Source organism: Microbulbifer celer (assembly GCF_020991125.1).
In the GTDB taxonomy this organism is placed as follows: domain Bacteria; phylum Pseudomonadota; class Gammaproteobacteria; order Pseudomonadales; family Cellvibrionaceae; genus Microbulbifer; species Microbulbifer celer.
Genome location: NZ_CP087715.1, coordinates 4,068,535 through 4,094,438 on the forward strand (window position 1 = coordinate 4,068,535; position 25,904 = coordinate 4,094,438).

A 25,904-nucleotide genomic window follows, 5' to 3' on the forward strand; every position below is an offset into this window, starting at 1 on the left:
TGTAAGTTTCGGATTTGCACTCTATCGGCTGATTGCCCCCTTGCCTGCTAGACCAAGGTATGACGCTGGAGCCGAAACCAGCGTGGGACAAAAAACAGGCGATCGGGTACTCTGGTTCATATAAACAGAATAATGAATCAGGTGCCATGTGTTCAGTCTGACTTTACTGGCCGCCGTCGGTCTCAGCTATCTGCTGTTGTTGTTTGCCATCGCCTTCTGGGGTGACCGGCTGCCGGCAGCCCGTATCCGCCCGTTCAAGCCAGTGATGCTGGCGCTTGCCGGTACCTATACCAGCGCCTGGATGTTCTTCGGCACGTCGGCGCAGGCGGTGGAGGAAGGCTGGCTGCTGCCTCCCACCTTTGTCGGTGCCAGTCTGATGCTGATCTTCGGCGCGCCCCTGCTGATGCGTTTTGTGCGCCTGTCCAAGCAGCAGGGCTCCACTTCCGTGGCGGACTTTATCAGTGCCCAGTACGGCGGCTCCCAGTGGCTCGCCGCCACGGTGGCGCTGCTGGCGGTTGTTGCCATCGTGCCCTACCTGTCGCTGCAATTGCGCGCCGTCGCCGACAGTTTTCTGCTGCTGGCCCAGAACACCGGGCGCGACGAAACCAGCGGTTCGGTGGTCACCGGGGTGGTAAGTGCCACCCTGGGCCTGTTTGCGCTGTTGTTCGGTACCCGTCATATCGACAGCAGCGTGCACCGCAATGGCATGTTGCTGGCGGTGGCGTTTGAGGCGCTGGTGAAGATCGGCGCGCTGGTGGCAGTAGCCTGGTTTGTGGTGAGTTCTGCGTTTGAGGGCAGTGTTGACCTGGCGCGCACCGCGCTTGCCAGCGCCCGTGTGGAGGCGATTGCCAGCAGCCGCCCGGCCGATACCGGTTATCTTGCGGTGGTGGTGCTGGGAATGGCGGCGATCTTCTGCCTGCCGCGACAATTCCACATCCTGATGATCGAAAGTGACGATGCGCGGGATATCGGCCCGGTGCGCAAGTTGATTCCCCTCTATCTCGGTATCGTATCGGTAGCGATTCTGATTGTCGGCTATGGCGGCCTGTTGTGGTTGCCGGACCAGTACGACAACGCCGAGCGCTTTGTACTCGGCCTGCCCCTGGAGAGCGGCACGCCCTGGCTGGCCTTGCTGGCGTTTGTCGGCGGTCTCTCCGCCGGCTCCAGTATGGTGATTATCGCCACCATCGCCCTGTCCACCATGATCGCCAATACCATGATCGTGCCCTGGTGGCTGCGCCGCCTGCAGCGCCGCCCCTCGGGTCAGGTGCTGGGGGCGGATCTGCGGCGCGTGCGGCGGGTGATCATCGGTTTGCTGATGCTGGCGGCGTTCGGGGTCAGTGAGTTGATCGGATCCGGGGTCAGCCTGGGCACCTTCGGCCTGCTGTCACTGGCGCTGGCCGCACAATTAGCGCCGGCGATGATCGCCGCAGTGGTATGGCCTGCGGGCTGGCCGCGGCTGCGGGCAGCAGCGGTGATGGCGGGATTGCTGGTGGGCGCTGCAATCTGGGCGCTGTCGGCACTGCCGGCGGCGTTGGGTGGCGTAGATGCCATCACGCAGTCCCTGAACCTGGGCTGGAACCCGCTCACCACCAGTTGCCTGTTTGGTCTCGGATTGAATGCCCTGGTACTGGTGCTGTTGTCTCTGGCATTACATCAATGGCGGCCGGCTACCGCGGTGGTGGCGTCGGCGCCAGTGGACAAGGCGCGTCTGCGCCTGCTGCTGGCGCGCTTTGTAGGGGAAGACGCGGCGGATCGCGCACTGGCGCCGTTCCTCGAGACAGCTGGTGGCCGGGAGGCGGCGTCGGGCTATGGCGAGGCGGTGGAAAAGATTCTCGCCGGTATCGTCGGCAGTACCAGCGCCCGACGTCTGGTGCGGCAGCTGAGCGAAACTGCGGGGGTGGACCAACAACTGGATCAGGCCACGGACATTTACCAGTTCGGGCGCGGCCTGTTGCAGAGCAGCATCGACAATATCGATCAGGGCATCTCGGTGGTGGATGCCAATCTCAACCTGGTGGCCTGGAACCGCCGCTACCTTGACCTGTTCCACTATCCGTCGGAAATGATCTATGTCGGCCGCCCGGTGGCGGAGCTGGTGCGCTACAACGCCAGCCGCGGCGAGTGCGGTCCCGGGGATGTGGAAGACCATGTGCAAAAACGGGTGGAGCACCTGCGCAACGGCACTGCCTACCGCGTACAGCGTCACCGCACCGATGGTACGGTACTGGAAATCCGCGGCAATCCGCTCCCCGGCGGCGGCTTTGTCACCACCTATACCGATGTCTCCGACTACCAGCACGCACTGGCGCAGCTCACCGAAATCCGCAATTCCCTGGAGCAGAAAGTCACCAGCCGCACCGCGGAACTGGAAACCGTCAATGAGGAATTGCAGTCTCTTAATGGTGAGCTGTCGGCACTGAACCAAGAGTTGCACGCCGCCAGTGCCGGCAAGACCCGTTTCCTCGCCGCTGCCAGTCACGACCTGGTGCAGCCGCTGAATGCGAGTCGGCTGTTTCTGGATGCCCTCGCTGCGCGGGAACTGGAAGACGGTAGCCGTCAGTTGCTGACCCGCGCGGACCGTGCCCTGGCGGCCGCCGAGCAATTGATCACCGACATGTTGCAGATTGCGCGTATGGACGCCGGGGACATCCGCCCCAGTTTCGCCGCGGTTTCCCTGGACGGCATTCTCGACGATGCGGTGGCCCAGGCGCGGGCGGCCGCCGGCCAGCGCGGTATCCGCCTGCGCTACCGCCCCTGCCACCTGTGGGTACACAGCGATGCCAAAATGTTGCGCCGGGTAGTGCAGAACCTGCTGGACAACGCGGTGAAATACACCCGCGAAGGCGGCGTGCTGATCGGTGCGCGCCGCCGCGGCAGCGAACTTTCTCTGGAAGTCTGGGATACCGGCGAGGGGATTGCCGAACAACAGCAGCAGGCGATTTTCCGCGAATTCTGCCGGCTTACGCCTGTGGCTTCTCAGGAATCCGGCTCACAGGAGTCAGACAGCGCACGTCAACACGGTTACGGCCTGGGGCTCGCCACCGTGGAGCGGCTGTGTCGGCTGTTGCACAGCCCGATCACCCTGTCCTCCGTGCCCGGTAAAGGCAGCGTATTCCGGGTGCGCCTGCCCCGGGCGCGCGCCACCCGGGAACCGCGCACCGCGCAGCCGATGCAGGGAGCGCGCAGTAGCAGGCTGGATCTACGGGTTTTGTGTGTGGATAACGAGCCATCGATTCTCGAGGCCATGTCGGCTCTGTTACAGGGTTGGGGGTGCGAAGTGCACTGCGCGCGCAATCGCAGTGACGCGCTGCAGGCGACCGAGCCCGATCTGCTGTTGATGGATTTCCACCTGGACGACGGTGACAACGGCATCGATCTCGCCGCGGCGCTGCTCTCACAGTGGGAGGCAGAGGCCCCCTGTGTGATCGTCTCCGCGGAAAATACCGATACCGTCAAACACCGCGCGCGCAGTGCCGGCTGGCAGTTCCTGCAGAAACCCCTGCGCCCGGCGGCACTGCGGGCACTGTTGCAGCAGCACCAGAAAATCCGACGCGCGGCGGCGCCGGAGAACCCTGCTACCAAGGTCGTATAGGCAAAGCCTGGCTGGCAGCGCAGTCTGATCCCCTAAACCCGAAATGTAAGCCTGAAAAGTATTGATAAAAACAACAACACAATCAGCGGTAACAGCGATGAAAAAGTATCTGTTGGAAATCTTGATGTTCAGTGCCTACGCACTGTTCGCAGCCAGCTGGGTCTCCGGCGCCATACTGACCCCAGCGATCCAGTCGTCCTTTGGCGAAGAGGGGTTCGCCAACGCCACCTGGGGCAGTAATGTGATTACCATTGCCAAGATCGTCGGTAACCTGGCTGCGGCCGCGTTACTGATGCGGCTCGGTGCCAAGCGCGCATTTGCGCTGGCCATTGTGTTGATTGCCGCCGGCGGCTTCGGTGCCCTGGCGGACAGCTACGCTGCCTGGCTGATGTCGCGCCTCGCCCTCGGCCTCGGCGGTGCGCTGGCGATTGTCTACTTCGCCCCGGTGGTGCTGCATTACTTTTCCGCCGAAGAGCGCCCTATGATCAACGGCATCAACGCGGCGGCCTTCAATACCGGCAACCTGCTTGCACTGCTTTCCACCGGTACTCTCGCAGCGCTGCTCGGCAGCTGGCAATCGGTGGTGGCGCTGTACGGCGTGATGGTGCTGGCGTTGGGTGTGCTGTGGTGGCTGAGTGCGGAAAACTTTTCCCTGTCCGGCGGCGCCGACAAACCACAGGAAAAATACGGCCTGAAAGAGGGTGTGCGGGAAAGCTTCAACTGGTGGCTGCCGCTGGCTTACTGCGGTGTGCTGTTCTGCTATATCTCGGTGTTCGCGCTGTTCCCCTTGATCGATGGCTTTGCGGTGGCGAGCAGCCATCTGTCGGCGGTGATGATCGCCGCGGGGATGGTGGGTACGGTTGCGGGCATTATCGTTACCAAGCGCTTTCCGCTGCGACTTCCGGTGCTGCGTTATTCCGGGCTGGCGCTGGTGATATTCGCCGCGATCATGCTGGTCAGCCGTGAACCGATCATTGCCTACGCGGCGGCGGCCATGGCCGGTTTCTGCATGTTCCTGCCGATGACCGCGCTGGTTACCCTGCCGCAGGAATTGCCGGGCATGACACCGGGCAGAATTACCGTCACCTTTGCCATGTTCTGGTCCATTTCTTACGGCGTGGAAACGGTACTCATGTACGGCGCCGGCTTATTGGCAGACATGAGTGGCGAACCCGCCACTGCGGCCTATTTCGCCGTGGCCTGTTCGGCTTCGCTGTTTGTATTCAGTTTCCTGCTGCCAGAGAGCGGCAAGAAAGCCAGCGCAACGGATCAGACATTGGAGGCCGAAAATGCGACAGCTTAATCCCAGGCTCGCCGAGTGGCTGGAGGTCGTCAACGCGCAGATGGCGCAGTTGAAAGCGGCGGGGTTTGAGCCCACGCCGATTGCCGCCCGCGAGAGCCTCGCCAACCTGACGCGAACATTCGTGGAACCCGGCCCGGAAATGCCGGTCGTGGAAACCCTGGTAGCTGGTGGTGAATACGCGGTTCCGGTGCGGATCTATCAACCAGAAGGCGCATCGGCAGAGAAGAGTGCCATTATTTTCTGTCACGGCGGCGGACATATGGCGGGCAGTGTTTCCGTCTACGATCCCATCTGTCGACGGATGGCGGCGGCCTGTGGGCGCACCCTGGTTTCGGTTGAATACCGCCTCGCACCGGAAAACCCTTACCCGGCGGCGCTAAACGATCTGATCAGTGTGGTGCGCCATCTGGGCTCGGCACTGGATAAAAAAGGCATTGCGCACAATGGCCGCTGGGTGTTGATGGGGGATTCCGGCGGCGGCGCACTGTGTGCTTCCGCCTCCCGCCTGCTGCAACATCAGCCGCACACTATCGATGCGCAGGTGCTGGTTTATCCAAGCCTGGATTACACCATGAGCGTGCCATCAATTGCGGAAAATGGTCGCGGTTATCTGCTGGAGAACGCAAAGATCCAGTGGTATTTCGAAAACTATTTTCAGAACGCGGAAAACCCCTACCTGGCGTCTCCACTACACGGAGAATTTACCGCGCGTTTACCCCGGTCTCTGGTGATCACTGCCGGGTTTTGTCCGTTGCGGGATGAAGGGGTTCTGTATGTGCAGAAGGTGCGTGAGGGTGGATCAGAAGCGGAACACGTAAATTTTGACGATATGATTCATGCGTTTTTGAATCTGGAAGGGTTGGTTCCCGAGGCTTGTGAACAAGTTTATTCGCGGGTTGCTGAATATTTGCTGGATTCGCTTACGAAGTAAATTAACTTAAATTTTAGGTGGAGTGCCGGGTGCGGATTTTCAGGAGCGGCGCAAACAGGATGTTTGCGCCGCGGCGCCCAGGGATGGGTTCACCGCGGTCCTGAAAATCCGCACCCGGTACTCCACCGCCATCGAACTCCAAGCAGAGCTTGAGTAACTACGGATTGATTACGAGGATCAAACCCGAATCAAAGCCTGCGCCTCACGAATCAGCTGTTTGCGATCCCTGAGTTCGAGCTTGCGTAAAATTGCAGTGACATGGCTTTTTACTGTGGGTTCGGTAATGTCCAGGTCGTAGGCAATCTGCTTGTTCAGCATCCCGCGGGCAATCATCTGGAATATTTTCAGTTGCTGCGGTGTCAGAAGGTTCAGCTTTTCCGCCAGCACACTCTCACTTTCCCCCGCCAGTGCCTCTTCACTGAACCACTGGTCCCCTGCAAGCACACACTCAATGCACCGCAGAATCTCCTCTGGCCGCGCCGTTTTGGACAGAAAGCCACTGGCCCCGAGGCCCGCGGCCTGTTGCACTACTGAATGTCGGTCACTGCCGGAAACCACCACCACCGGCACCGCCGGAAAATCATTGCGAATACGTGCCAGGCCACTGAACCCCTCACTGCCCGGCATATTCAAATCCAGCAGCAGAAGATCGATTTCGGAATGGGCCAGGCGGGTCAGCGTCGAGTCGAGATCCTCGCTCTGCGCCAGTTTCGCGTCGGAGAAGTGGTTGGAGAGGGTTGTCGCCAGGGCATCCCGATACAGCGGATGGTCATCGGCAATCAGCAACTGATAATTCACGGCAGCACCCTGCAAAGTAAAGTAGTCGGGTGCTGAAGATACTACTGCGCGGTCCATCCACCGTCCACCGGTAGCGCCGCACCGGTAATGGTATTGGCGAATTTTCCACACAAATACAGTGCGAGCTGCGCGATGGCATCGGGGGTGGTGGCCTGTGCCAGGGGTTGCTTGGCGCCCACCAGCTGCGCGCGGGCCGCATCCATATCTACTGACTCGTTCCGCGCAATGGATTCTATCTGCGGTTGGATCAAGGGCGTTTCCACCCAGCCCGGACAGATGGCATTGGCGGTGATATTGCAGTCGGCATTCTCCAGCGCCAACACCTTGGTCAGTCCCACCAGGCCATGCTTGGCGGCGCAGTAAGCGGCTTTTTGTTCCGACGCAACAAGGCCGTGTACCGAAGCGATATTGATGATGCGGCCCCATTGGCCGGCGCGCATCGCGGGCAGTATTTCCTTGCTCAGGAAAAACGTCGCGCTCAGGTTTACCGACAGAATCTGTTGCCATTTATCCGTGGGAAATTCATGGGCGGGCGCGGTGTGCTGAACGCCGGCATTGTTGACCAGTACGGAGGGATGGCCGATAGCCTCGCGAGTATCCGCGATCAGCCGGCTGCAGCCGGTTTCGGTGGCGATATCGGCGTTGCTGAAGCCGGCATTTACACCGTACCGGGTCAGCTGTTCACACAGCGCTCGGCCCTGCTGTACATTCTCGAGACCGTGCAACATCACATTGTGACCTGCCGCGGCGAAGGTGTGCGCAATGGCGAGACCGATACCACTGGTAGAGCCGGTCACGAGTACCGTTTGAGATTGATCCTGCTGCACTGAAAACTCCCGCGGCTGTTAACCATTTCTATGATGAAATGCTATCAGCGGCGGGAGTGGCGGGTCTGTATGACCAAGGTATGAGATGGCCCCATACCCCGGTATCAGGCCTGGTGTGGCAAAGGCCTAGCGATGGGAGCGACCGCGACTCGGGCGACCGTGGCGACTTGGACGACCGTGGTGGCTTGGACGGTTTCCAGGACGCTTATTGTGGTAATAGTGTTTGCCACCGTGACGGTAGTAACGGTTGTTGTGCCGATAGTAGCGATGGTTGTGTCGATAGTGGCGATGGTTGTAGCGATAGTAGCGTCCGCCATGGTAGCGGCGGGGGTAATAGCCGCGGTTGTAATTGCGATAGTAGCGCGGTGACGAGTAATAGAACGAGACGCTGCCCGAGGGATAGGTATATGGGCGCGTATAAGGGTATGTAGAGTAACCGGTGCTGCCGCTGTAGTAACCATCGGTAGCGCATGCGCCGAGAGTCAGCGAGCCGAATACCATTGCGGCCAACAGGCCATTTTTAACCATGCGATTCATTGGTGTTCTCCGGTAGAAAGTAGCCGGTAACGAACGCGATTGTCGTTCGCTGTGCACTGTTCACAATTTGTGCCCTGTCAACGGGGCTGCTGGGGGCCACGGCGATCGATGTAGGAGCGGCGGTAAACCGCGTCGTGGCGGTAATAGCTGGGGTGGCGGACGTTATGGCAGTGGCCATTCCGGTGACAGTGGTAGTAGCGCCCCTGTACCGAGTAGTAACCCGGCCTGTCTTTATTCAGATTGGTTGCTGTGGTGGTATCGGTCATGTCCTCCATGCTGCTGCACCCGCTAAGGGTCAACAGGGCGGCGCCAGTTACGGCAGCCACTCCTCCGAATACACGCTTCATGTAAACCTCCACGCCGAACGGCGGGTAGTACTTTCCCAATTCGGTTGCCCGGTGACGATTGTTAGAAAAGGCTGTTGCTTTCGTTAGCAAAGTTACCGGGAGCAAGCCGAAACCCAAGTGAGGGCTATTAAAGTGTCGCGCGGGTGCAATCGCGAAGATTTCCGGGAGAAATCAACAACCAAAATGCGATGAAAAATAGGCTGTTTATAAGATTGGGAAAATTAGGAGGGGGCGCTCTGCGCTTTTGATGCCTAGTGGGGGTATCGTTAGTGCGTAGTTTACAGGCCTCAGGCGTTGACCAGTTGCTGCAATTGATTGTCCAGCAGCTGCTGCAGCTTGGGACTGAGGCCGGTGACCTCGGCTCCCCAGCTGGCGGTATGGCACTGAACACGGTTTTCCAGTGAGGTGTCGTCCAGAAGTTGTGGGTGCAGGGTCACGCCGCGGGCCTGGGACAGTAACTGCTCACCACCGAAATCAAAGCGGTCCGGTTTTGTGGGCATCACCGAGACCGCCAGTTGCAGGCCGGTCGCGCGGCTGGACTGTTGCAGGCCACGTAGTAGCAATCCCGCGCATACCGCCCGGAACGCAGCATCATCACCGGCAAATCCCAGCCCCACAGAGGGGCCGGTACTGGGCAGGGGCTTGGCATCGTAGATGCGGGTCAGCAGTTGCAGACGCTGTTCCAGTTCGGCCTGCAGATTATTCAGGGCGCTGCGGGACAACTGGTTGCCCAGCTGGGCCCAGTTCAGTGGGCGCAGGTAGAGGCCCGCGGTGACTTCCGGTGGCGGTTTGGGTTGCGCCCTGGGCGCCGTAAGTGACCTGCGTTTGTGGGGATTGGAAGTACCCGGGGAGCGGGATGTGAGCTGGCTGGCGGCAAGCCCGCAGGCGGCGCTGAATGGCAGCGCGAACACCAGGCAAAGTAACAGGCTGGCCCAGGGGTAACTGACCGCGGCGCCGGGCTGGATATTCAGGGCCACGCTGCCCGCCAGACTGTCGTGCAGCACCACCGGCTCGGTGATCATTTCTCCGCGTCCCCGCTCGCCCGCCTGCGCCAGTGGGTTGGAGTCCACATCCTGTACCGTAACCCCGCGCACCGCCGGCAGCGCCAGCGCCTGCTTGGCCAGCAGCTGCAGGCTGATGCGGTCACCGGCCACAATCTGATCCAGGCTCTGGCCCGCCAGCAGCTTCGCCGCTGCGGTGGCGCTGGCTCTATCCCGCGCGGTGGCGGCCGCCTTTTGCTGTCCGTAGGCATGGCCGAGGGTGGCGAGGGTGAACAACGCCAGGGTCAGCCAGATGCCAGCGGCCAGCAACTGGCGCTTGCGCCGTGTCGGCAGGTTGGCAAAGCGCTCGGGCAGCGTGCGGTAAACATCGTTGAGGTGGGCGAGGAAATCTTTCATCTTCTAGTACTGGTCAAGCCTGGCTGGATTCTACCGTATTCTGGCCCGCCATCTTCAGGGAGAAAAGGCGTCGGGCTATAATGCCCGGCCTTTTTTCACTCCGACCCGCTGTTGGTCTGTCACAAGAGTCAGTCATGGACGTATCTGCCAATTCCTCTATCTACTCCCCATCTTCCCTGTGCCGTCAGGTCTTCGCGCGTAGCGCGGCGCATATCTCCGGCGATTTTGACGCGGCCCCTGCAGCGGTGACCGCGCCCTGGTGCCTGACCCTGCTGACGGAAGAATTGCAGTTGGCGCAACTGCAGCAGCTGCAGGCATTTATTGCCGAACGCGGCTGGGCAGTAACGGCAATCGATATTCTGGCTGCCCGTCCACAGTGCACTGCCGTGCGCCTGCAATTGGAGGCGGCGCTGGAATTTGACCGTGCGCGCGGTGAATTGCTGGCGTTGGCAGAAGAGATGGGACTGGAGCTGGTACTGCAGGCAGGTACCACCCAGCAGGTGCCGAAGCTGGCCTGTTTTGATATGGACTCCACCCTGATTCAGGCGGAAGTGATCGACGAGCTGGCCAAAATTGCCGGTGTAGGCGACCAGGTGGCCGAGATCACCCTCGCGGCGATGCGCGGTGAACTGGATTTCCAGCAGAGTTTCCGCAAGCGGATGAGCCTGCTGCAGGGCTTCACCGAAGAGAGCCTGGCGGAAATCGCGCCGCAACTGCCGCTGATGGGCGGTGCGCAACGACTGTTACAGGCCCTGCGTGCGCTGGGCTGCAAGACCGCGATTCTCTCCGGTGGCTTCACCTATTTTGCCCATTACTTGCGCGACAACCATCTGGCAGTGGATGTAGTGCACGCGAATCAGCTGGAGTTTGAGGCGGGTGCACTCACCGGTGGCGTGATTGACCCGATCGTAGATGGCGCCCGCAAGGCGCTGTTGCTGCAGGAGCTGGCGGCGGAGATGGAGCTGTCGCTGGACCAGGTGATTGCAGTGGGAGATGGCGCGAATGATCTGCCGATGCTGTCTCTGGGAGCACTGGGCATTGCCTTCCACGCCAAGCCGAAAGTGCGCGCGGAAGCGCCGCAGGCCATCGATGGTTTCGGGCTGGATGCCGCGCTGTACCTGTTTGGCCTCAATGATCGCCAGATTGCGGCATTGCTGGAAGAATCCCCCAGCCAATAACCGGGGCAATAACTGGTCCAATCACCGAAGCATTGCTCAGGGTGCAAAAGTGAAAAACGGCGCCAGCTCAGTGCCGAGGTGTGCGAAGGGAAGCGGTGGGCGGTTATTGCGCTTGCCTTCTTCATAGCAGGCCTGGCGGTCGCAGGCCACGGCTGCCAGTGCCAGCGTAATGATTGCGATGATGGCGAGAAGGCGTTTGCCCATGAGAATCCCCGTCTGCTGTCTGTCCGTGACTGTGTTGAGGTCGTGTGTTGAGGTCGCGGTTGCCAGAAGCAATACCACTATCAATTGGTGTGAATATCGGTTTGACGCGCCGCTACGCGAAAAAGTTGCACTCACAAGTTCTCTCAGGTGTGGAAGATTAAGAGAAACGCGCCGGTTTGTGTAGCCGCCATGTGCACCGAATATTTGTGAGACGGTTTTGTGTCTCGCCTTTGCTCCCCATCTAGGCATCACACATTCGACGCATTATTCAACCCAATACGCCACCAGCCAGCCTTTCTCAACCCTGCGTTTTTGCACCAATCAATGAACTCTCCAATTCGCCCATGCCGCGGGGAATATCCACCGTGATACCCAGATCGCGCATGGTACAGCCGAGCGCGTGCAATGTACGGAACAGGTTCTGTGCGCGGCACTGCTCTCCCATCTGGCCGATGCGCACGATGGGCAGCCCGAAGGATCCGGATATTTCCACCTGATACTTTTCCGACATAGTCGCGCAGATGGTGCGATTGCTGAGTGTCTCGGGCGCTTCGATGCCGATGACCGAGTTCAGGCGGCTCTCTTCTGGAACATATAGCTTCAATCCCATGGCTTGCACACCGTTCTGTAGTGCGCGGGAACACCTTTCATGACGCAGGAACCGCGCCTGCAGTCCCTCCAGACAAATAAGCCGCAACGCCTCGTGCAGGGCCAGTACCCCGGAAACCGGTGCCGTGTAATGGTACGACCCTTTGTGCCAGAAGTTTTCCGCGAGCAGAGCGTCCAGGCACCAGTGCGATGGCGTCCAGGTTCGGTTCTGGATACGATCCCACGCCCGCTCGGAAAATGCCACCAGTGAAACCCCCGGGATGGAAGACAGCCCCTTCTGTCCACCGGTAATCACCGCATCAATCCCCCAGTCGTCCATCTGCAGCGGCATGGTGCTGAGGGTACACACGGCATCGACGATGGTGATACAGCCCTTCTTCTTCGCCTCGCGGGCGAGCGCGGGCAGTTGCCGGTTGAAGGTGGTGTTGGAAGTTTCCCCCTGCACGATGGTGATACAGTCGGGCTCGAACTTTTCTATAGCCGCGACAAAGCGGTCGACGTCGATCTGCGACTTTTCCTCGCTCTGCAGGATTCCGACATCCGCTCCCAGTCGCTGACACATTTCCGCCATTCGGTGGCTGAAATAGCCGTTACAAACACACAGCACTCTGGTGTCGCGGGTGACCAGGTTGGCGATGGCCATTTCCATGGCCGCCGACCCGGGCCCCGCAACGCCCATAATCCAGGGCGAACGGGTCTGGAAGACATATTGCGACATCTCTTTCACCTGACCGATGATCCTGGACATGGTGGCACCGAGGTGGTTGATGACGTTCCGGTTGGCATTGGCCACCAGGTCGGGCACCGGAACCGGCCCCGCGCCCATCATCAGCAGGGGCTCCGCGGGCAGTATGTCGTTTAGTGATGCGATGGTCGGTGCAGAGAAAATCTCTGGAGTGGTCGTGTCTTCCATGGTGCGCTGTGGCTGGCCGGTCTCTGAGTGTCAAAAGGTTGCCATTTTTACCACACTATTCGCGGTTTTGCGGGGATTTATTGCGCAACCGGGGCGGAGTAGCTACGCCGTTGTTTGGTAGCGGGGAATTAAGTGTTCGAGCGTTACATAAAAAAAGCCCCGTGGCTCTGAAAACCACGGGGCTTTTTTTATCTCATTTCAGCTGACGCGAATCAGTCGCCGTAAATGATCTTGCTGTTTACCTTGACGGTCAGCGGATGATAGCCGGATTTGGCTTTTTCGAAGATGCGCTTGGCTTCTTCCTGTTTGCCACTTTCCACCATATTGCCGTACAGCGGGCGCAGGAACTTGTTGCGGCCGATGCTGGTGAGGAAGTCCTCCAGACGTGCATTGGCCGGCTCGTAGTCGTTGCGTACGGCAATCATCAGCCAGCTGAACGCGATCTCGTTGTTTTTCGAGTCGGTCAGGCTGAAGGTTTCATCCAGCTCCTGCAGCTGATCATCGCTCAGTTTTTCCGGCATACCGTCGAGGAAGTACTTCCACTGGTGGAAGGTCCAGCCCTCGGTGTCGATGTCGCCGGCCTCAATCTCGCCGTTCAGCCACTGCTCGCGGATCGGGTCCAGTTTGGTGAACGCATCTGACTGCGGGTGCGGCGCGCCTTCGGGAATGCCCGGTTCAAAGATCCATTCATTGATACGCTCTTTGCTCAGCTTGTCCGGGTACTGCTTCAGCAGGGTGTCGTCGAGGTAATTAACAAAGTCCTCGGTGTTGACGCTCTGGAACGCGAATTTGTTGAAGTAGTCCATCAGGAACTGGTCGAAGTTCTCGCGCCCCACTTTCTGCTCCAGTTCGTACAGGAACAGGGAACCCTTTTCGTAGGGAATGTTTGAGAAGACTTCGTCAGGATCGCGGCCGCGCATATCGATGGCCAGGATCTCGTCCTTGTCCGGGCGGTCTGCGAGGTCTGCCTGCAGATCGTCATAACCCAGGGCCATTTCCATTTTGTAGCGCTCGTCACCGTATACAAACTGCATGATGCGGTTGGTGAGATACGTGGTGAAGCCTTCGTTCAGCCACAGGTCGCGCCAGCTGGAATTGGTGACCAGGTTGCCAGACCAGGAGTGAGCCAGCTCGTGGGCAATCAGCGCCACCAGGCTTTTGTCACCGGCAATCACGGTGGGGGTGATAAAGGAAAGACGCGGGTTTTCCATGCCACCAAACGGGAAGCTGGGGGGCAGGATCAGCAGGTCATAGCGGTCCCAGCGGTAGGGGCCGTAGTTTTCTTCGGTGACCTCGAGCATGTCCTCGGTGTCTTCGAACTCCGCTGCCGCGGCATCGAGCAGTTCCGGCTCGGCGTAGACCCCGGTGCGCTCGCCCATGGGCTTGAACTCCAGGTTGCCGATGCCGATAGCGATCAGGTAGGAGGGGATCGGCTGCGGCATTTCAAACTCGTACACGCCGTCTTTTTCCGTTTCCGGATCGTTGTTGGCGCTCATTACCGCCAGCAGGTCATCCGGGGTCCGGATGGTGGCCGCGTACGTCATGCGCACCTGGGGGGAATCCTGCAGGGGAATAAAACTGCGCGCGTGGATGGCCTGGGCCTGGGTGAACAGGAACGGGTGCTTTTTACCCGCGGTCTGCTCCGGCTCCAGCCACTGTACACCGGAGGCACCGGGAGAAGTCTGGTAGTCGATAGCGACTTTGTTGGCGCCCTTGGGCAGTTCGATTTCCAGCGGGGTCCCCAGGTTCGGGTCGGTTTCACCGAGGCTGAACTTGACCGGTTTGAGGTCGTCGCCGAGACCTGCGCGCACGGCTTTGATATCCAGTTCGCGGGTGTCGAGGATCAGCGGCGGGTTCTTTTCACCCACTCGCTTGATATCGAGAATGGCGGTGCCTTTCAGGATTTTGTTGTCGAAGTCGGCGGTGAGGTCGAGATCGAGGTGCTTTACCCGGTAGTCGTTGGTGTTGGCAAAGGAGTGGTAGTCGACACCGGACTCCGGTGCCGCTTTCTCTGCTTTGGAGGATTTTTCGGCGGTGGTGCCTGACAACTGTTCCGGGCTCTGTTCGCCGGAACGCTCTTCGAGCTGCTTCTGGCCGGCGGGATCTTCGCTTTGGCTACAGGCTCCGAGGGTGACGATACTGCAGGCAAGCAGGCCGGCGCCGATCAGGCGGCCGAGGCCGGGGTTAAACAATTGGGGCAGCATGGTATAGCTCCGTGATTGTTGTGATAGAAAATTGTGTTCAATCCAGGCTGAAATCAAAGTCCATTTCATCTCCCGGCGGCTGTACATAGTAGCCCTGGATATAGTCGGTACCGGACTGCCACAGGGTGGGCAGCATGCTGGCCTGTTCTATGTGGGGGACGATGACGCGGGTGTCGATTTCTTTCAGTTGGCCTACGAGTTTGACCAGTCCTTCGCTGTCTTCGCCTTCGTCCTGGACTTCGCGCACAAACGAGGCGTCGATTTTAGCGATATCGACTTTGACGTGCTCCAGTGCCTTGAAGGGGCTCAAGCCGGTGCCGAAGTGACATACGGCTACTCGACAGCCCATTTCCTGTACCAGATGGGCAAAGTCGCGAGCGGCGTGGAGGTTGCTGCCGATGTCTTCGGCGCGCATTTGAAAAGTGACGGCTTTGGGCGGCACCTTGGCGGCCTTGAAAGCGACACCGAGCCAGGCGGGAAGGCTGGTGTCTTTCAGGGAGGCTGCGGTGAGGTGCAGTAGTACCGAGACGTCGTCGCCTTTGGCCCGTTGTGCGGCAGCCGCTTTGATGGCGCTCAGGATGATCCAGCGATCCATTTTGGTGGAGAGGCCGGCGTCGCCGAGGGCTTCGAGGAAGGCGATGGGGGCAAGTTGTTCTTTGCCGTCCACCAGGCGTACCAGTACTTCGTAGATTTTTTCGCCGCTGCCCTGCAGGCTTAAGATCGGCTGGTACAGCAGCTTGAGATTACCGGCCTCAAGGGCCTGAACAACACGCGCGCGGTGGTAGGTGTCGGCATCGCCCTGCTGTTGGCTGTCGGGTTCGTACAGGGCGAAGCCGTTGCCTTTACCGTCGCTGTTGGCGACGGCGCTGTCATGAGCCTTGGAGGCCTGTTCCAGTACTTTGTCGGCGTTGCCGGAGGTTTCGCTCATCAGTGAAATACCGATGCAGGCGGTGATGTGCAGGGTTTTGCCGCCGGCTTCAAAGATGGTGTCGGCGATTTTCTGCAACAATTCCCGGGAGCGGGCTTCGGCGCTGTCCGGTGTGGTTTCCGGTATCAGCAGGCAGTAGCTCTCTTCGCCATAGCGGGCGAGGATATCGCCCCGGCGCGCGCTGCTTTGCAACAACTGGGCGAATTTCATATGCAGCTCGTCGGTGCCGGCGACGCCTACCACCTGTTGAACGGATTCTTCGAAGCGATCGATCTCGATATACATCAGGCCGCCGGTGCGCTGGGAGCCTGTGGTGGACTGGATGGCATTGTCGAGCAGCTGTACGAAGCGTTGACGGTTGTAGAGGCCGGTAGCCGTATCGCGGTTTTTGACTTCGCTGAGCTGGGCTTCCAGTTCTTCGGTATTGCCGCTGCTGGCGGCAATACGCACCTGCAGGCAACGCTCTTCGTCGTAGATGGTGGAGAGGACTTCCGCTTTGATTGGCAGTGGACTGCCGCCGGCGGACTTGGCGGTAAACTGCCACTCCTGGGCTTCCACTTCGTTGTTGCTGATGGCGCACTGGCGCAGGAAGTCGCGGGCGTCCGGCTGCTCGCCTTCGGTGAGCATGTCGATCAGCGGCTGGTATTCGATGTCGTCGCGTTCCTGATAGCCGAAGCGTTCGGCAAAGGATTCATTGGCGTACACGATCAGGCCATCAGAAATGTAGGCGATGGCATCTTTGGAGCTGTCGAGGAGTTCTTTGGTGCGCTTCAGTGTGGCGTGATAACGGCGATCGTGCAGGCGGGCCTGGCGCCGCTCTTCCAGCGCGGTGAGCTCCCGCTGTATGACCAGCAGCAGATGCTGGTCTTCGTCGACGGTGACCACATCGCGGGCGCCGATTTTGAGTCCTTCCACGACCGGCTGCGCGCCGTCGCGCTCGGTGAGTAACAGGGTGGGGACGTCTTTCTGCAGTTTGTTAATGGTGCGGATTGCATTCACCGCTTCCAGTTTTTTGCTCTGCTCGGCGGCGATAAGGAGGTCCCAGGGGTGTTCCTGCAGGAGTTTGACCAATGCGGCTTCGCTGGCTACGTGCTGGGCACGATTGGGGCGGCCAGCGTTGTGGAGCATGCTCACCAGGCGCTGGGCTTCGGCGGGTACGTCGTGGATCAGAAGTAGGCGGATGGTGTTGTCGCTGGTCATTATATTCCTGTTGTACTGCGTCGCGGCGGTATTCTCGATTCTCGTTTGCCGCTTCCGTGCTGCACTGCAGGCTGCCCGATTGAGATTATGCTGAAGGCTGCCAGTCCGTTTGGCCGCGAATCCGTTAGTGTATGGCGGCGGCACGGGGAGGAACAAGTGCATAGTGCGCAATCCACCCCGTCCGCCGCTATTTAGACGCGTTAGACCCCGTTGGGTGTCGGATCGGGAAAAATCGAAGACAGTGAGGCGGCCGGTGTTTCTGGTCGATCGATACCGGGACTCCGGCGCGGTTGTTTACAGCGGTGTCTTGGATTTCTCCGCGGGGATTTCCCGCACCAGACGGGGCACCAGATACCCTGGCAGGCGATTGCGGATACCATTGATCAGGGCGCGCGCACGGTGATCCCCGATCTCGAAGTGGGCGGCGCCCTGCACGCGGTCCAGCTGATGTACGTAGTAGGGCAGAACGCCGGCATCGAACAGGGTCTCCGAAAGAGCGGCGAGGGCGTCTTCACTGTCGTTGACCCCGCGCAGCAGTACCGACTGGTTCAGCAGAGTGACGCCGGCCGCGCGCAGCCGGGAAAGTGCCGCGCGCACTTCCCCATCGATTTCATGGGCGTGATTGCAGTGCAGCACCAGTACCGGTTTCAGGCGGCTTTCCGTGAACCATTGCAGCAGTTCATCGTTTACTCGCGATGGCGCGACAATGGGCAGGCGGGTGTGGATACGCAGTTTGTCGAGCTGGGGAATGTTGGCCAGCTCGCCGGCGAGCCAGCCCAGCTGGCGGTCGCTCAGTACTAGCGGGTCGCCGCCGCTCAGGATCACCTCCCGCAGGTCCTGTTGCGCGCGGATATAGTCCAGGGCCTGTTGCCACTGGCGCCGGTTGAGGTGGTTGTCGCCGTAGGGGAAGGCGCGGCGGAAACAGTAGCGACAGTTGACCGCACACTGGCCGGCGGCGATCAGCAACAGGCGGCCGCGATATTTGTGCACCACGCCGGGTACCGGGTTGGCGCTGGCTTCCTCCAGCGGGTCGTCGCTGTAACCGGGGGTGGTCTCCAGTTCCGGGGCGCCGGGCAATACTTGTAGCAGCAGCGGGTCGTTGGGGTCGCCGGGGCGGATCCGTCGCAGGAAGGGCCGCGGTATCCGCAGCTGGAACAGCGCCGATGCGGCAGTAACCTGGGGCAGTTGCTCCGGGGTCAGTTGCAGCAGCTGGAGCAGTTCCTGCGGGTCGGTGACCAGGTCTGCCATTTCGTCCTGCCAGCGGCGATTGCGCGCACCGGTGGCGTTGTCGGGCTGGATTTCGACAGTGTTGATTTCACGGGGGGGCTGGGGGTGCTGTATCATAGGCGGCTATTTTTGGCGCGGTCGGTGGCGGTACTGCTGTTTGCCTGGCTTTGCTCTGGAGCGGGCCGCGCGAAGTTTAATCAATTTACAGGCATATTGCTGATTTTTCGAGGAGCTCATGGCTAGTTATTCCACAAACGAATTCAAAGGCGGTCTGAAGGTAATGCTGGATGGCGACCCCTGCTCCATTGTGGAGAATGAGTTCGTGAAGCCCGGTAAGGGTCAGGCTTTCAGCCGCGTGAAGTTGCGTAACCTGAAGACTGGCCGGGTCTGGGAGCGCACTTTCCGCTCCGGTGAGAGTCTGGAAGCGGCGGATGTGATGGACCGTGATATGGAGTATCTCTACTTTGATGGGGAGTTTTACCATTTCATGGAGCCGGAGACGTTTGAGCAGCATCCGGCGGATGTGAAGGCGGTGGGCGATGCGGCGAAGTGGCTGAAGGAGCAGGATATCTGTGTGGTGACGTTGTACAACGGTTCGCCGCTGGCGGTGACGCCGCCGAATCATGTGATTCTGGAGATTACGGATACGGATCCGGGTTTGCGCGGTGATACGGCCCAGGGTGGTACCAAGCCGGCGACCCTGTCTACCGGTGCGGTGGTGAAGGTGCCGCTGTTCCTGGAAATTGGCGAGACCATCAAGGTCGATACCCGTAATGGGGATTACCTGGGGCGCGCGAAGGAAGACTGATTCGCCCCATCAGTCGCCACTGCCAGATTTAGAACCATTCTGATGGTACCGTGGCGGCAAGTCACCGGGGGTGGGTTTTCAGGACCGCTGTAAACCCATCCCTGGGCGCTGCGGCGCAAACATCCTGTTTGCGACGCTCCTGAAAACCCACCCCCGGCGCCTCGCCTTCGCTTTATGCTGCACTGCCAGTCTGCAGCTAAACTCAAGTTCTTTCATTACTCATAAGATCATTTGCATGCCTGAACAATCTTCATGGCAGCCTTCTGCCCCGCTCGAAAACCTCCGCCGCCGCGCCACGCTGCTCGCGGATATCCGCCGTTTTTTCAGCGAGCGTCAGGTGCTGGAAATGGAGGTGCCGATCCTCTCCCGTCGCGCCACCAGCGATCCCCATATCGATTCGATCACTGCCGAGTGCAGTGGCGAGCCGGCTTTTCTGGCGACGAGTCCGGAGTTTGGCCTGAAGCGTCTGCTGGCGGCGGGGATCGGGGATTGTTATTACCTGGGCAAGGCGTTTCGCAACGGTGAGGCCGGGGGGCGGCACAATCCGGAGTTCACCATGCTGGAGTGGTATCGGGTGGGCTGGGATGACCACCGGTTGATGATTGAGGTGGGGGAGCTGCTGTCGTGGTTGTTGCGGATTTCGCGGGTGCATTCCTGCAGTTATCGCACGCTGTTTCTGGAGCATCTGGGGTTGGATCCGCACCGGGCGACGCTGCGGGAGTTGAGCGATTGTGTGGCGTATAACCTGGAGCTGTCGTTTGAGCCTGTGGATAAAGACGAGTGTCTGGATCTGCTGATGAGCCACCATATCGAGCCGAATATGGATATGGGCGGTAAGCCGGGGATTACGCTGGTGTACGATTTCCCCGCGTCGCAGGCGGCGCTGGCGCGGGTGGAGGAGGATGAGCACGGGGTGCCGGTGGCGCGGCGGTTTGAGGCGTATGTGGGCGGTATGGAGTTGGCCAATGGTTACTGGGAGTTGACGGATGCGCGGGAGCAGTTGCGGCGGTTTGAGGCGGATCAACGCTATCGGGGGGAGAATGGCAAGCCGGTGAATCCATTTGAGGAGCGGCTGGTACAGGCGCTGGAATCGGGGATACCTTCTGGAATGCCGGAGTGCGCGGGGGTGGCGCTGGGGGTGGATCGGCTATTGATGTTGGCCTGCGGGGCGTCACGGATTGATGAGGTGGTGGCGTTCCCGATCGGGCGCGCGTGATACGCGCCCGAGTATGCGCATTTTCAGGGGTCAGGCCCGCTTCTGGTCGTCGCTTTGCTGCGAGTTGGAATCCGGTGTCTGTGATTGATGTGCGCCGCTGCGCTGGGGTACGAACTGAAAGCGGGCGACTTCGCCCACGGCGTAGAAGCCGGCGTTTAACAGCAGGTTCTGCCGGTTTTCATCCACCAGGGCGACGGCGTGTTTGTGGTGGCTGTGGATAACTTCATTGAGGAGGTGGTGGAACATGGCGGTGCCAATGCCGCGGCCGCGGTATTCAGGCAGTGTTCCCAAGTCATAAAAACCCAGCGCGTCGGCGGAGGAAAACAGGCTGCCGGTGGCGACGGGCTTGTCTTTCAGTATCCCCAGGAAAAATTTCAAACGGCTGTATTTGTGTTCGGGCAGCTCGGATAGCTGGCGGAAAAATTTTGTGATCTGTGCGCTTTCGCGGGTGTCATCGGAGAGCGCCGCTACCAGCTCGCCGTAGCGCATCAGATCGTCGGCGTTGTCGACGCTGATGATATCCAGGCCGTCGACGGCTTTGGGTTGAGAGGCGAGCTGTTTGACTTCTGCCGCCATGGCGATGCGCGGTGGCAGTTTCTCCATACCCAGTGCGATCAGGGCATCGTCATCCAGGGGTTTGCTGGCGCAGTGCCACAGGGAGAAGGGACTGTGGCGTTCGGCGAAGTAGTCCACCACAAAGCGTTGCAGAATCCGTGGCTGGGCAACGGTATTGCTTACTACCTGATTGAAGTGAACAGAGAGCAGACCGCTGTCGGTACGCAGCAGACCGGTGATTTCCTTGCTCTGCTTCGGGTTCAGGAGATCCGCGCAATAGGCGGCGCGGTTCTCAAGATTGCGGCAGACCAGGTTTTTGGCACTGAGACTGTATTTCATGTTTTCAGGATAGCCGGCGGCAACGCGCTGCGCCCCGCAGTCGGTGCGACTGACGGCAGATTCAGCTCAACTGATCTACCTGCGACAGTGCGCACTGGTTCATGGAGAGTGCCGGCTGGTCGCAGCTGGCCTGGCCGATGACTTTGGCGGGAACGCCCGCCACCAGAGATTTCTCCGGGATCGATTTCAGCACCACGCTACCGGAGGCAATCTGCGAGCAGCGGCCGATTTCGATATTGCCGAGGATCTTGGTGCCGGCGCCGATCAATACCCCGCAGCGTACCTTGGGATGGCGGTCGCCGGATTCCTTGCCGGTGCCGCCCAGGGTCACCGATTGCATGATGGAAACGTTGTCTTCCACCACCGCCGTTTCGCCGATCACGATACCGGTGGCGTGATCCAGCAGGATGCCCTCTCCCAATCTCGCCGCCGGATGGATATCCACACTGAACACCACCGAAATACGGTGCTGCAGAAACAGCGCGAGGGAGCGGCGGTTCTGTTGCCACAGCCAGTGGGCCACACGCCACGCCTGCAGGGCGTGGAAGCCTTTAAAGTACAGGAACGGCTCGTACAGGGATTGGCAGGCACTGTCGCGCTGATCCACTGCGGCCAGGTCCGCACGCGCTGCGTGGCCGATGCCGGGGTCCATTTCCAGCGCCTCGTCAATGACTTCCCGGATCAGCAGCGCCGGTGCTACCGGGCTGTCCAGTTTGTTGGCGAGATGGAAGCTGAGGGCAGATTCCAGAGTGGCGTGATTGAGGATGGTGGCGTGCAGGAAGCTTGCCAGAATGGGCTCGCGCTCTACCTGCACCGCCACATCGGTGCGGATACCGCGCCACAGGGTGTCATCGGCGGTGCTGTTGACGCTGCTTTTCACGCTTTCCATGTTGTACTCCTTCCTTACTAAATCGCGCCGAGGGTCAGCGGTGGCTCCTGCAGCGCAAACATCTGCTCGCGCAGGGCGAGGATATGCTCTGCCCAGAAACGGGAACTATTAAACCACGGGAAGGCCTTCGGGAATGCCGGGTCTTCCCAGCGCCGCGCCAGCCAGGCGGCGTGGTGCATCTGTCGCAGGCAGCGCAGGGGTTCCACCAACTGCAACTGTTGTGGGTCGAAAGGGTAGAAGGTCTCGTAGCCTTCCACCACCGCGTCGAGATAAGCGGTCTGCTCGGCGCGGTTGCCGGAGATCAGCATCCAGATATCCTGGATCGCCGGACCCTGAATACAGTCGTCCAGATCCACAAACCAGGGGGTTTCGTCCCGCCACAAAAAGTTGCCGGTGTGACAGTCACCGTGCAACCGCAGGGTGGTCCAGTCGCGATCAAACAGCGGCGCGATCTGCTCGATGATATGCGCCGTGACGGTCTCGTAGGCCTCGATATTTTCCCGCGGCAGGAAGTCCCCGGCGAGAATGAAGTCGCGGCTGTCGCGGGCAAAGTGCTGCAGGGTCAGCGCCCGGCGATGCTGGAACGGCTTGGTGGCGCCGATGGCGTGGATACGCCCGAGCATGGTGCCCACCTGCTCCAGGTGGTCGAAGTTATCCAGCTCCAGCTGGCGGCCGCCGCGGCGGGGAAACAGCGCAAAACGGAAGCCGTGGGCCTCCATCAGGGTGCGACCGTCAAATTCCAGCGGCGCCACCACCGGGATCTCCGCCTCCGCCAGCTCCAGCGAAAACTGGTGCTCCTCGATGATCTGCTCGTCGCTCCAGCGCCCGGGGCGGTAGAACTTGGCGATCAGTGGCTGCGCCTCGTCGATGCCCACCTGGTAGACACGGTTCTCGTAGCTGTTGAGGGGGAAAATACGCGCATCGGACAGCAGTCCCACGCTTTCCACACAGTCGATCACGCGATCCGGGGTCAGGTCATCGTAGGGATGCGTTGAAGCGGGATGAGGGGAAGTTTCAGGATGTGAATCAGGGTTCACGGAATCGGTCATAGGGGCGCTCCGGTGACTTGGGGCGCTATGCTAACGCGGAACGCGGTTGCCCGACACCTTCTAGTTTCGTCCTAGTTTTTGTTCCACCAGCCGTTGACCGTACGAGCCTGTTTAGAGGCAAACAGCAGTCGCCAAGCGGACCAACAAAAAACCGGAAACCGAAATGAAATACATCTTTGAAGTCACCATGAAGCCCGGCCACGCCGCCGAAGAATACGCCGATGCCTGGATGCGGGCCTCGGAGTTGATCCAGCGGGCCCCCGGGGCACTCGGCACCGAGCTGCACCGCAAAATCGGCGAACCGGACAAGCTCATCGCCATCGCCCACTGGGAGAGCAAAGCCCACCGCGACGCTATGGAAGCAAAGCACGACCCGCAGATCGCCGAGATCATCAAAAGCGCGGCGCCGTTTGTGGAGATCCGCAGCCTGGGTGGGTATGAAGAGCCGGAGTGGGTGGTGATGCCGCCCAAAACCAAATCAGGTTGAGTCCGGCTTGATGTAGAAGGTGAAGGTGTCGATGCCAGGTAGGGCTTTGCGAGGCCTTCAAAAACATGGATGTTTTTGCAGAGCCCCCATGGGCCGAAGGCGCCGTGAATGCATGGAGCGGCCGGACTGGGTTTACGGCGTGTCTCGCAAAGCCCTACCTGGTAGCGGCACCGCCACGGAATTCAGGCAGTGCGCGAATCTGAAAATTAAATCGTGACCTTCTCCAGCGCCAGGCTGCCAATGGAATAACCCGCTCCAAAAGAACAGATCACACCGCGGCTGCCTACCGGCAGATCGTCGTTGTGCCGGTTGAACGCAATGATCGAGCCGGCGCAGGCGGTGTTGGCGAACTCGTCCAGCACGACGGGGGCGCGCTCTGGGGTGACGTCGTTGCCCATCAGTTTTTTCGCGATCAACTGGTTCATGTTGATATTCGCCTGGTGCAGCCACCAGCGATTGATCTCGCTCGGCGCCATGCCCAGTTCCTGCACCTGGCTTTCCAGGTGTGCCGCCGCCATCGGGCAGACTTCCTTGAACACCTTACGGCCATTCTGGCGGAACAGTTTGCCGGGGCCGAACGGGTCTACATCCGCAGCGCGGGCGGTGTAGCTGAAGTTGGAGCGGATATTGTTGGAAAACAGGGTCTTGGCCTTGGTACCGAGGATTTCCCAGGCGGTGTCGGTATTGGCGGTTTCCCGGCGCTCCACCACGCTGGCCACGGCCACATCGCCAAAAATAAAGTGGCTGTCGCGATCGGTGTAGTCCACCTGCGGTGACGCCAGCTCCGGGCTGATCACCAGTACGGACTTGGCCGAGCCGGAACTGATGGCATCTACCGCGCGCTGCAGGGCGAAGGTGGCGGATGAGCAGGCCACTTCCATATCGAACGCAAAGCCGTCGATACCCAGGGCGCCCTGGATTTCGATCGCGATGGCCGGGTAAGAGCGCTGCAGGTAAGAGGCGCCCACGATCACCGCGTCGATGTCTTCCGGTTTCTTGTTGGCCTTCTCCAGTGCCAGTCTGGCGGCGTTCAGCCCCATTTCCGCCTGCAGGCACAGCTCGTCGTCGGCGCGCTCCGGCAGGTAGGGACGCATGCGCTCGGGGTCGAGGATACCTTCTTTGCTGATCACATAGCGGCTCTTGATGCCGGAGGCCTTCTCGATGAATTCCGCGGAGGAGTAGGGTTTGGCCTGAACCTCTCCGGACTCGATGGCATCGGCATGCTCGCGATTGAATTTCTCCGCGTGCGCATTCAAGGCGGCGACCAGTTCTTCGTTGCTGATCGATTCTGGTGGTATCCACAGACCGGTACCACTGATGACAATGCCCTTGGGCAGACCATATTCACTCATCGCTAATCACCCTGCGTGTCGCCCAGTTTGGCGACTTTCTCTTCTAACGTTAGCAGCCACGCGGCCGGCAAAGGGCGGCTATTGTGACGCCAACGGTGATTTCGGTCTAGAAATGGGTACGCGAGTACCGGGTGGTCCCTCGGGCAGTCTGGCTGAAGATCAGGGGGTTCTGGCCAGTGCGTAAGTGCTCACGATTCGCACTCCCGCCTCCAGCAGGGTACGGCTGGCGGCTTCCAGAGTGGCACCGGTAGTAATCACGTCATCGACCAGCCCGATATGCAGTCCCTGCAGCCGGGGTTGTGCCCTGGCGGGAACACTGAAGCTGCGGCTCAGATTGCGCAGCCGCTCGCGGCGCTTCAGCTGTTGCTGGCTGCCGGTGGCGCTGGTTTTGCGCAGCGCGCGGCTATCCACCGGAATCTGCCAGTGCCCCCCGAAAATCCCGGCAATCAACTGTGCCTGGTTATAGCCTCGGCTCAGCTGGCGTCGCCAGTGCAGCGGGACCGGCACCAGCAGATCCGGCCGTTCGCCCGTGGGTGAGAGCGGTCCGGCGGCCACCTCTGCCAGGGTGCGTCCGGCTACCAGGTCGCGATGGTATTTAAAGTGTTGGATCAGTTGCGCCACCGGGTAGGCGTAAAACCAGCAGGCACTACTGTGGGCAAACGGTGGCGGCTGTTGCAGGCAGCGGGGGCAGTGGCGATCGGTGGTGGTAGCGAGGGGTTCCGCGCACAGGCGGCAGGCGTGGCCCAAGTGCGGCAGATCGTCGCGGCACGCGCTGCAGATTCCGCAGTCCACATCGGTGCCCGTGTGGCACAGCAGGCAGCGGCTGAAAGTGTTGAGCGTGCGCCCGCTGTGGCGGCTGACGGCGGAGGCGGAGTCCGCCAAGAATCGTGCGATGGAAGTGATCACAGGTTTCCTTACCCGGGTCGGCTTCTGACTTGTAAACCAGTTTTGGTTCGGTTGGTTGACAGCGAATGGGCCGGGGCTAAACTGGCTGGCTTTGATTGATTGACA

At 60.2% G+C, this 25,904-nt stretch carries 22 protein-coding genes; 7 read left to right on the forward strand and 15 right to left on the reverse strand.

Annotation, left to right across the window (positions count from 1 at the left end; all coding sequences use genetic code 11):
* Positions 1-148 precede the first annotated feature (148 nt).
* The 3 genes from LPW13_RS17045 (at position 149) to LPW13_RS17055 (ending at position 5,829) form a co-directional block, all read left to right on the forward strand.
* A complete protein-coding gene (locus tag LPW13_RS17045; protein ID WP_230437193.1) occupies positions 149-3,595 on the forward strand; it encodes a PAS domain-containing hybrid sensor histidine kinase/response regulator in 3,447 nt (1,148 codons plus the stop codon).
* A 97-nt stretch (positions 3,596-3,692) separates the two neighbouring features.
* Positions 3,693-4,898, forward strand: coding sequence for an MFS transporter (locus LPW13_RS17050; RefSeq protein WP_230437194.1), 1,206 nt, complete (start codon positions 3,693-3,695; stop codon positions 4,896-4,898).
* Positions 4,885-5,829: an alpha/beta hydrolase gene (locus tag LPW13_RS17055; protein WP_230437195.1), complete on the forward strand. Its 945-nt coding sequence runs from the start codon at positions 4,885-4,887 to the stop codon at positions 5,827-5,829. Before LPW13_RS17050 ends, LPW13_RS17055 begins: the two co-directional genes overlap by 14 nt.
* A 177-nt stretch (positions 5,830-6,006) precedes the next feature.
* Here LPW13_RS17055 and LPW13_RS17060 read toward each other — a convergent pair whose 3' ends face one another.
* The 5 genes from LPW13_RS17060 to LPW13_RS17080 all read right to left on the reverse strand — a co-directional run bounded on the left by LPW13_RS17060 (position 6,007) and on the right by LPW13_RS17080 (position 9,735).
* Complete coding sequence (locus LPW13_RS17060) at positions 6,007-6,684, reverse strand: response regulator (RefSeq protein ID WP_230437196.1); 678 nt, start codon at positions 6,682-6,684, stop codon at positions 6,007-6,009.
* On the reverse strand, positions 6,669-7,454 hold the full coding sequence (locus LPW13_RS17065) for a 3-hydroxybutyrate dehydrogenase (protein ID WP_230437197.1): 786 nt from the start codon (positions 7,452-7,454) through the stop codon (positions 6,669-6,671). Before LPW13_RS17065 ends, LPW13_RS17060 begins: the two co-directional genes overlap by 16 nt.
* 126 nt (positions 7,455-7,580) lie before the next feature.
* Complete coding sequence (locus LPW13_RS17070; protein WP_230437198.1) at positions 7,581-7,991, reverse strand: hypothetical protein; 411 nt, start codon at positions 7,989-7,991, stop codon at positions 7,581-7,583.
* A gap of 77 nt (positions 7,992-8,068) precedes the next feature.
* Positions 8,069-8,338, reverse strand: a complete 270-nt coding sequence (locus LPW13_RS17075; protein WP_230437199.1) for a hypothetical protein — start codon at positions 8,336-8,338, stop codon at positions 8,069-8,071.
* A 287-nt stretch (positions 8,339-8,625) separates the two neighbouring features.
* Entirely contained in the window at positions 8,626-9,735 is a 1,110-nt protein-coding gene (locus LPW13_RS17080; RefSeq protein WP_230437200.1) for a hypothetical protein, read from the reverse strand.
* Between the two features lie 134 nt (positions 9,736-9,869).
* Here LPW13_RS17080 and serB point away from each other — a divergent pair, with 134 nt between their 5' ends.
* Positions 9,870-10,913 carry a phosphoserine phosphatase SerB gene (gene serB, locus LPW13_RS17085; protein ID WP_230437201.1) on the forward strand — a complete coding sequence of 348 codons (1,044 nt, stop codon included), beginning with the start codon at positions 9,870-9,872 and terminating at the stop codon, positions 10,911-10,913.
* 36 nt (positions 10,914-10,949) lie between these two features.
* On the opposite strand, the gene LPW13_RS17090 is transcribed toward serB, so the two are convergent.
* From LPW13_RS17090 to epmB, 5 genes are all read right to left on the reverse strand, one after another.
* Positions 10,950-11,117, reverse strand: a complete 168-nt coding sequence (locus tag LPW13_RS17090; RefSeq protein ID WP_230437202.1) for a hypothetical protein — start codon at positions 11,115-11,117, stop codon at positions 10,950-10,952.
* A 298-nt stretch (positions 11,118-11,415) separates the two neighbouring features.
* On the reverse strand, positions 11,416-12,639 hold the full coding sequence (locus LPW13_RS17095; protein ID WP_230437203.1) for a pyridoxal-phosphate-dependent aminotransferase family protein: 1,224 nt from the start codon (positions 12,637-12,639) through the stop codon (positions 11,416-11,418).
* 212 nt (positions 12,640-12,851) lie between these two features.
* Positions 12,852-14,843, reverse strand: a complete 1,992-nt coding sequence (locus LPW13_RS17100; RefSeq protein ID WP_230437204.1) for a M1 family metallopeptidase — start codon at positions 14,841-14,843, stop codon at positions 12,852-12,854.
* 37 nt (positions 14,844-14,880) lie between these two features.
* Positions 14,881-16,971: an EAL domain-containing response regulator gene (locus LPW13_RS17105; RefSeq protein ID WP_230437205.1), complete on the reverse strand. Its 2,091-nt coding sequence runs from the start codon at positions 16,969-16,971 to the stop codon at positions 14,881-14,883.
* A gap of 294 nt (positions 16,972-17,265) precedes the next feature.
* Positions 17,266-18,315: an EF-P beta-lysylation protein EpmB gene (gene epmB / locus LPW13_RS17110; RefSeq protein ID WP_230437206.1), complete on the reverse strand. Its 1,050-nt coding sequence runs from the start codon at positions 18,313-18,315 to the stop codon at positions 17,266-17,268.
* Positions 18,316-18,433: 118 nt separating this feature from the next.
* Here epmB and efp point away from each other — a divergent pair, with 118 nt between their 5' ends.
* Both efp and epmA read left to right on the forward strand, forming a co-directional pair.
* Positions 18,434-19,006: an elongation factor P gene (gene efp, locus LPW13_RS17115; RefSeq protein WP_230437207.1), complete on the forward strand. Its 573-nt coding sequence runs from the start codon at positions 18,434-18,436 to the stop codon at positions 19,004-19,006.
* A 235-nt stretch (positions 19,007-19,241) separates the two neighbouring features.
* On the forward strand, positions 19,242-20,222 hold the full coding sequence (gene epmA, locus LPW13_RS17120; RefSeq protein WP_230437208.1) for an EF-P lysine aminoacylase EpmA: 981 nt from the start codon (positions 19,242-19,244) through the stop codon (positions 20,220-20,222).
* Positions 20,223-20,252: 30 nt separating this feature from the next.
* On the opposite strand, the gene LPW13_RS17125 is transcribed toward epmA, so the two are convergent.
* The 3 genes from LPW13_RS17125 to LPW13_RS17135 form a co-directional block, all read right to left on the reverse strand.
* Positions 20,253-21,116, reverse strand: a complete 864-nt coding sequence (locus tag LPW13_RS17125) for a GNAT family N-acetyltransferase (protein WP_230437209.1) — start codon at positions 21,114-21,116, stop codon at positions 20,253-20,255.
* 61 nt (positions 21,117-21,177) lie between these two features.
* Positions 21,178-22,005, reverse strand: a complete 828-nt coding sequence (gene cysE / locus LPW13_RS17130) for a serine O-acetyltransferase (protein WP_230437210.1) — start codon at positions 22,003-22,005, stop codon at positions 21,178-21,180.
* Positions 22,006-22,022: 17 nt separating this feature from the next.
* Positions 22,023-23,054: a serine/threonine protein kinase gene (locus LPW13_RS17135; protein WP_230437211.1), complete on the reverse strand. Its 1,032-nt coding sequence runs from the start codon at positions 23,052-23,054 to the stop codon at positions 22,023-22,025.
* Between the two features lie 163 nt (positions 23,055-23,217).
* On the opposite strand from LPW13_RS17135, the gene LPW13_RS17140 reads away from it, so the two are divergent.
* Positions 23,218-23,541 (forward strand): antibiotic biosynthesis monooxygenase family protein, encoded by a 324-nt coding sequence (locus tag LPW13_RS17140; protein WP_230437212.1) that lies wholly within the window; start codon positions 23,218-23,220, stop codon positions 23,539-23,541.
* A 206-nt stretch (positions 23,542-23,747) separates the two neighbouring features.
* Here LPW13_RS17140 and LPW13_RS17145 read toward each other — a convergent pair whose 3' ends face one another.
* Together LPW13_RS17145 and LPW13_RS17150 are read right to left on the reverse strand one after the other, a co-directional pair.
* Positions 23,748-24,893 (reverse strand): beta-ketoacyl-ACP synthase III, encoded by a 1,146-nt coding sequence (locus LPW13_RS17145; protein WP_230437213.1) that lies wholly within the window; start codon positions 24,891-24,893, stop codon positions 23,748-23,750.
* Between the two features lie 159 nt (positions 24,894-25,052).
* The gene (locus LPW13_RS17150; protein ID WP_230437214.1) at positions 25,053-25,799 is read right to left on the reverse strand and encodes a ComF family protein; all 747 of its coding nucleotides are present in this window, start codon (positions 25,797-25,799) and stop codon (positions 25,053-25,055) included.
* Between the last annotated feature and the right edge of the window lie 105 nt (positions 25,800-25,904).

What these genes read in the sequence shown, in the direction of transcription:
- LPW13_RS17050 (WP_230437194.1), top strand. Translation starts at nt 3,693, where the DNA reads ATGAAAAAGTATCTGTTGGAAATCTTGATGTTCAGTGCCTACGCACTG.
- LPW13_RS17055 (WP_230437195.1), top strand. Translation starts at nt 4,885, where the DNA reads ATGCGACAGCTTAATCCCAGGCTCGCCGAGTGGCTGGAGGTCGTCAAC.
- LPW13_RS17060 (WP_230437196.1), bottom strand. Translation starts at nt 6,684, where the DNA reads ATGGACCGCGCAGTAGTATCTTCAGCACCCGACTACTTTACTTTGCAG.
- LPW13_RS17070 (WP_230437198.1), bottom strand. Translation starts at nt 7,991, where the DNA reads ATGAATCGCATGGTTAAAAATGGCCTGTTGGCCGCAATGGTATTCGGC.
- LPW13_RS17075 (WP_230437199.1), bottom strand. Translation starts at nt 8,338, where the DNA reads ATGAAGCGTGTATTCGGAGGAGTGGCTGCCGTAACTGGCGCCGCCCTG.
- LPW13_RS17080 (WP_230437200.1), bottom strand. Translation starts at nt 9,735, where the DNA reads ATGAAAGATTTCCTCGCCCACCTCAACGATGTTTACCGCACGCTGCCC.
- serB (WP_230437201.1), top strand. Translation starts at nt 9,870, where the DNA reads ATGGACGTATCTGCCAATTCCTCTATCTACTCCCCATCTTCCCTGTGC.
- LPW13_RS17090 (WP_230437202.1), bottom strand. Translation starts at nt 11,117, where the DNA reads ATGGGCAAACGCCTTCTCGCCATCATCGCAATCATTACGCTGGCACTG.
- LPW13_RS17095 (WP_230437203.1), bottom strand. Translation starts at nt 12,639, where the DNA reads ATGGAAGACACGACCACTCCAGAGATTTTCTCTGCACCGACCATCGCA.
- LPW13_RS17100 (WP_230437204.1), bottom strand. Translation starts at nt 14,843, where the DNA reads ATGCTGCCCCAATTGTTTAACCCCGGCCTCGGCCGCCTGATCGGCGCC.
- LPW13_RS17105 (WP_230437205.1), bottom strand. Translation starts at nt 16,971, where the DNA reads ATGACCAGCGACAACACCATCCGCCTACTTCTGATCCACGACGTACCC.
- epmB (WP_230437206.1), bottom strand. Translation starts at nt 18,315, where the DNA reads ATGATACAGCACCCCCAGCCCCCCCGTGAAATCAACACTGTCGAAATC.
- efp (WP_230437207.1), top strand. Translation starts at nt 18,434, where the DNA reads ATGGCTAGTTATTCCACAAACGAATTCAAAGGCGGTCTGAAGGTAATG.
- epmA (WP_230437208.1), top strand. Translation starts at nt 19,242, where the DNA reads ATGCCTGAACAATCTTCATGGCAGCCTTCTGCCCCGCTCGAAAACCTC.
- LPW13_RS17125 (WP_230437209.1), bottom strand. Translation starts at nt 21,116, where the DNA reads ATGAAATACAGTCTCAGTGCCAAAAACCTGGTCTGCCGCAATCTTGAG.
- cysE (WP_230437210.1), bottom strand. Translation starts at nt 22,005, where the DNA reads ATGGAAAGCGTGAAAAGCAGCGTCAACAGCACCGCCGATGACACCCTG.
- LPW13_RS17135 (WP_230437211.1), bottom strand. Translation starts at nt 23,054, where the DNA reads ATGACCGATTCCGTGAACCCTGATTCACATCCTGAAACTTCCCCTCAT.
- LPW13_RS17140 (WP_230437212.1), top strand. Translation starts at nt 23,218, where the DNA reads ATGAAATACATCTTTGAAGTCACCATGAAGCCCGGCCACGCCGCCGAA.
- LPW13_RS17145 (WP_230437213.1), bottom strand. Translation starts at nt 24,893, where the DNA reads ATGAGTGAATATGGTCTGCCCAAGGGCATTGTCATCAGTGGTACCGGT.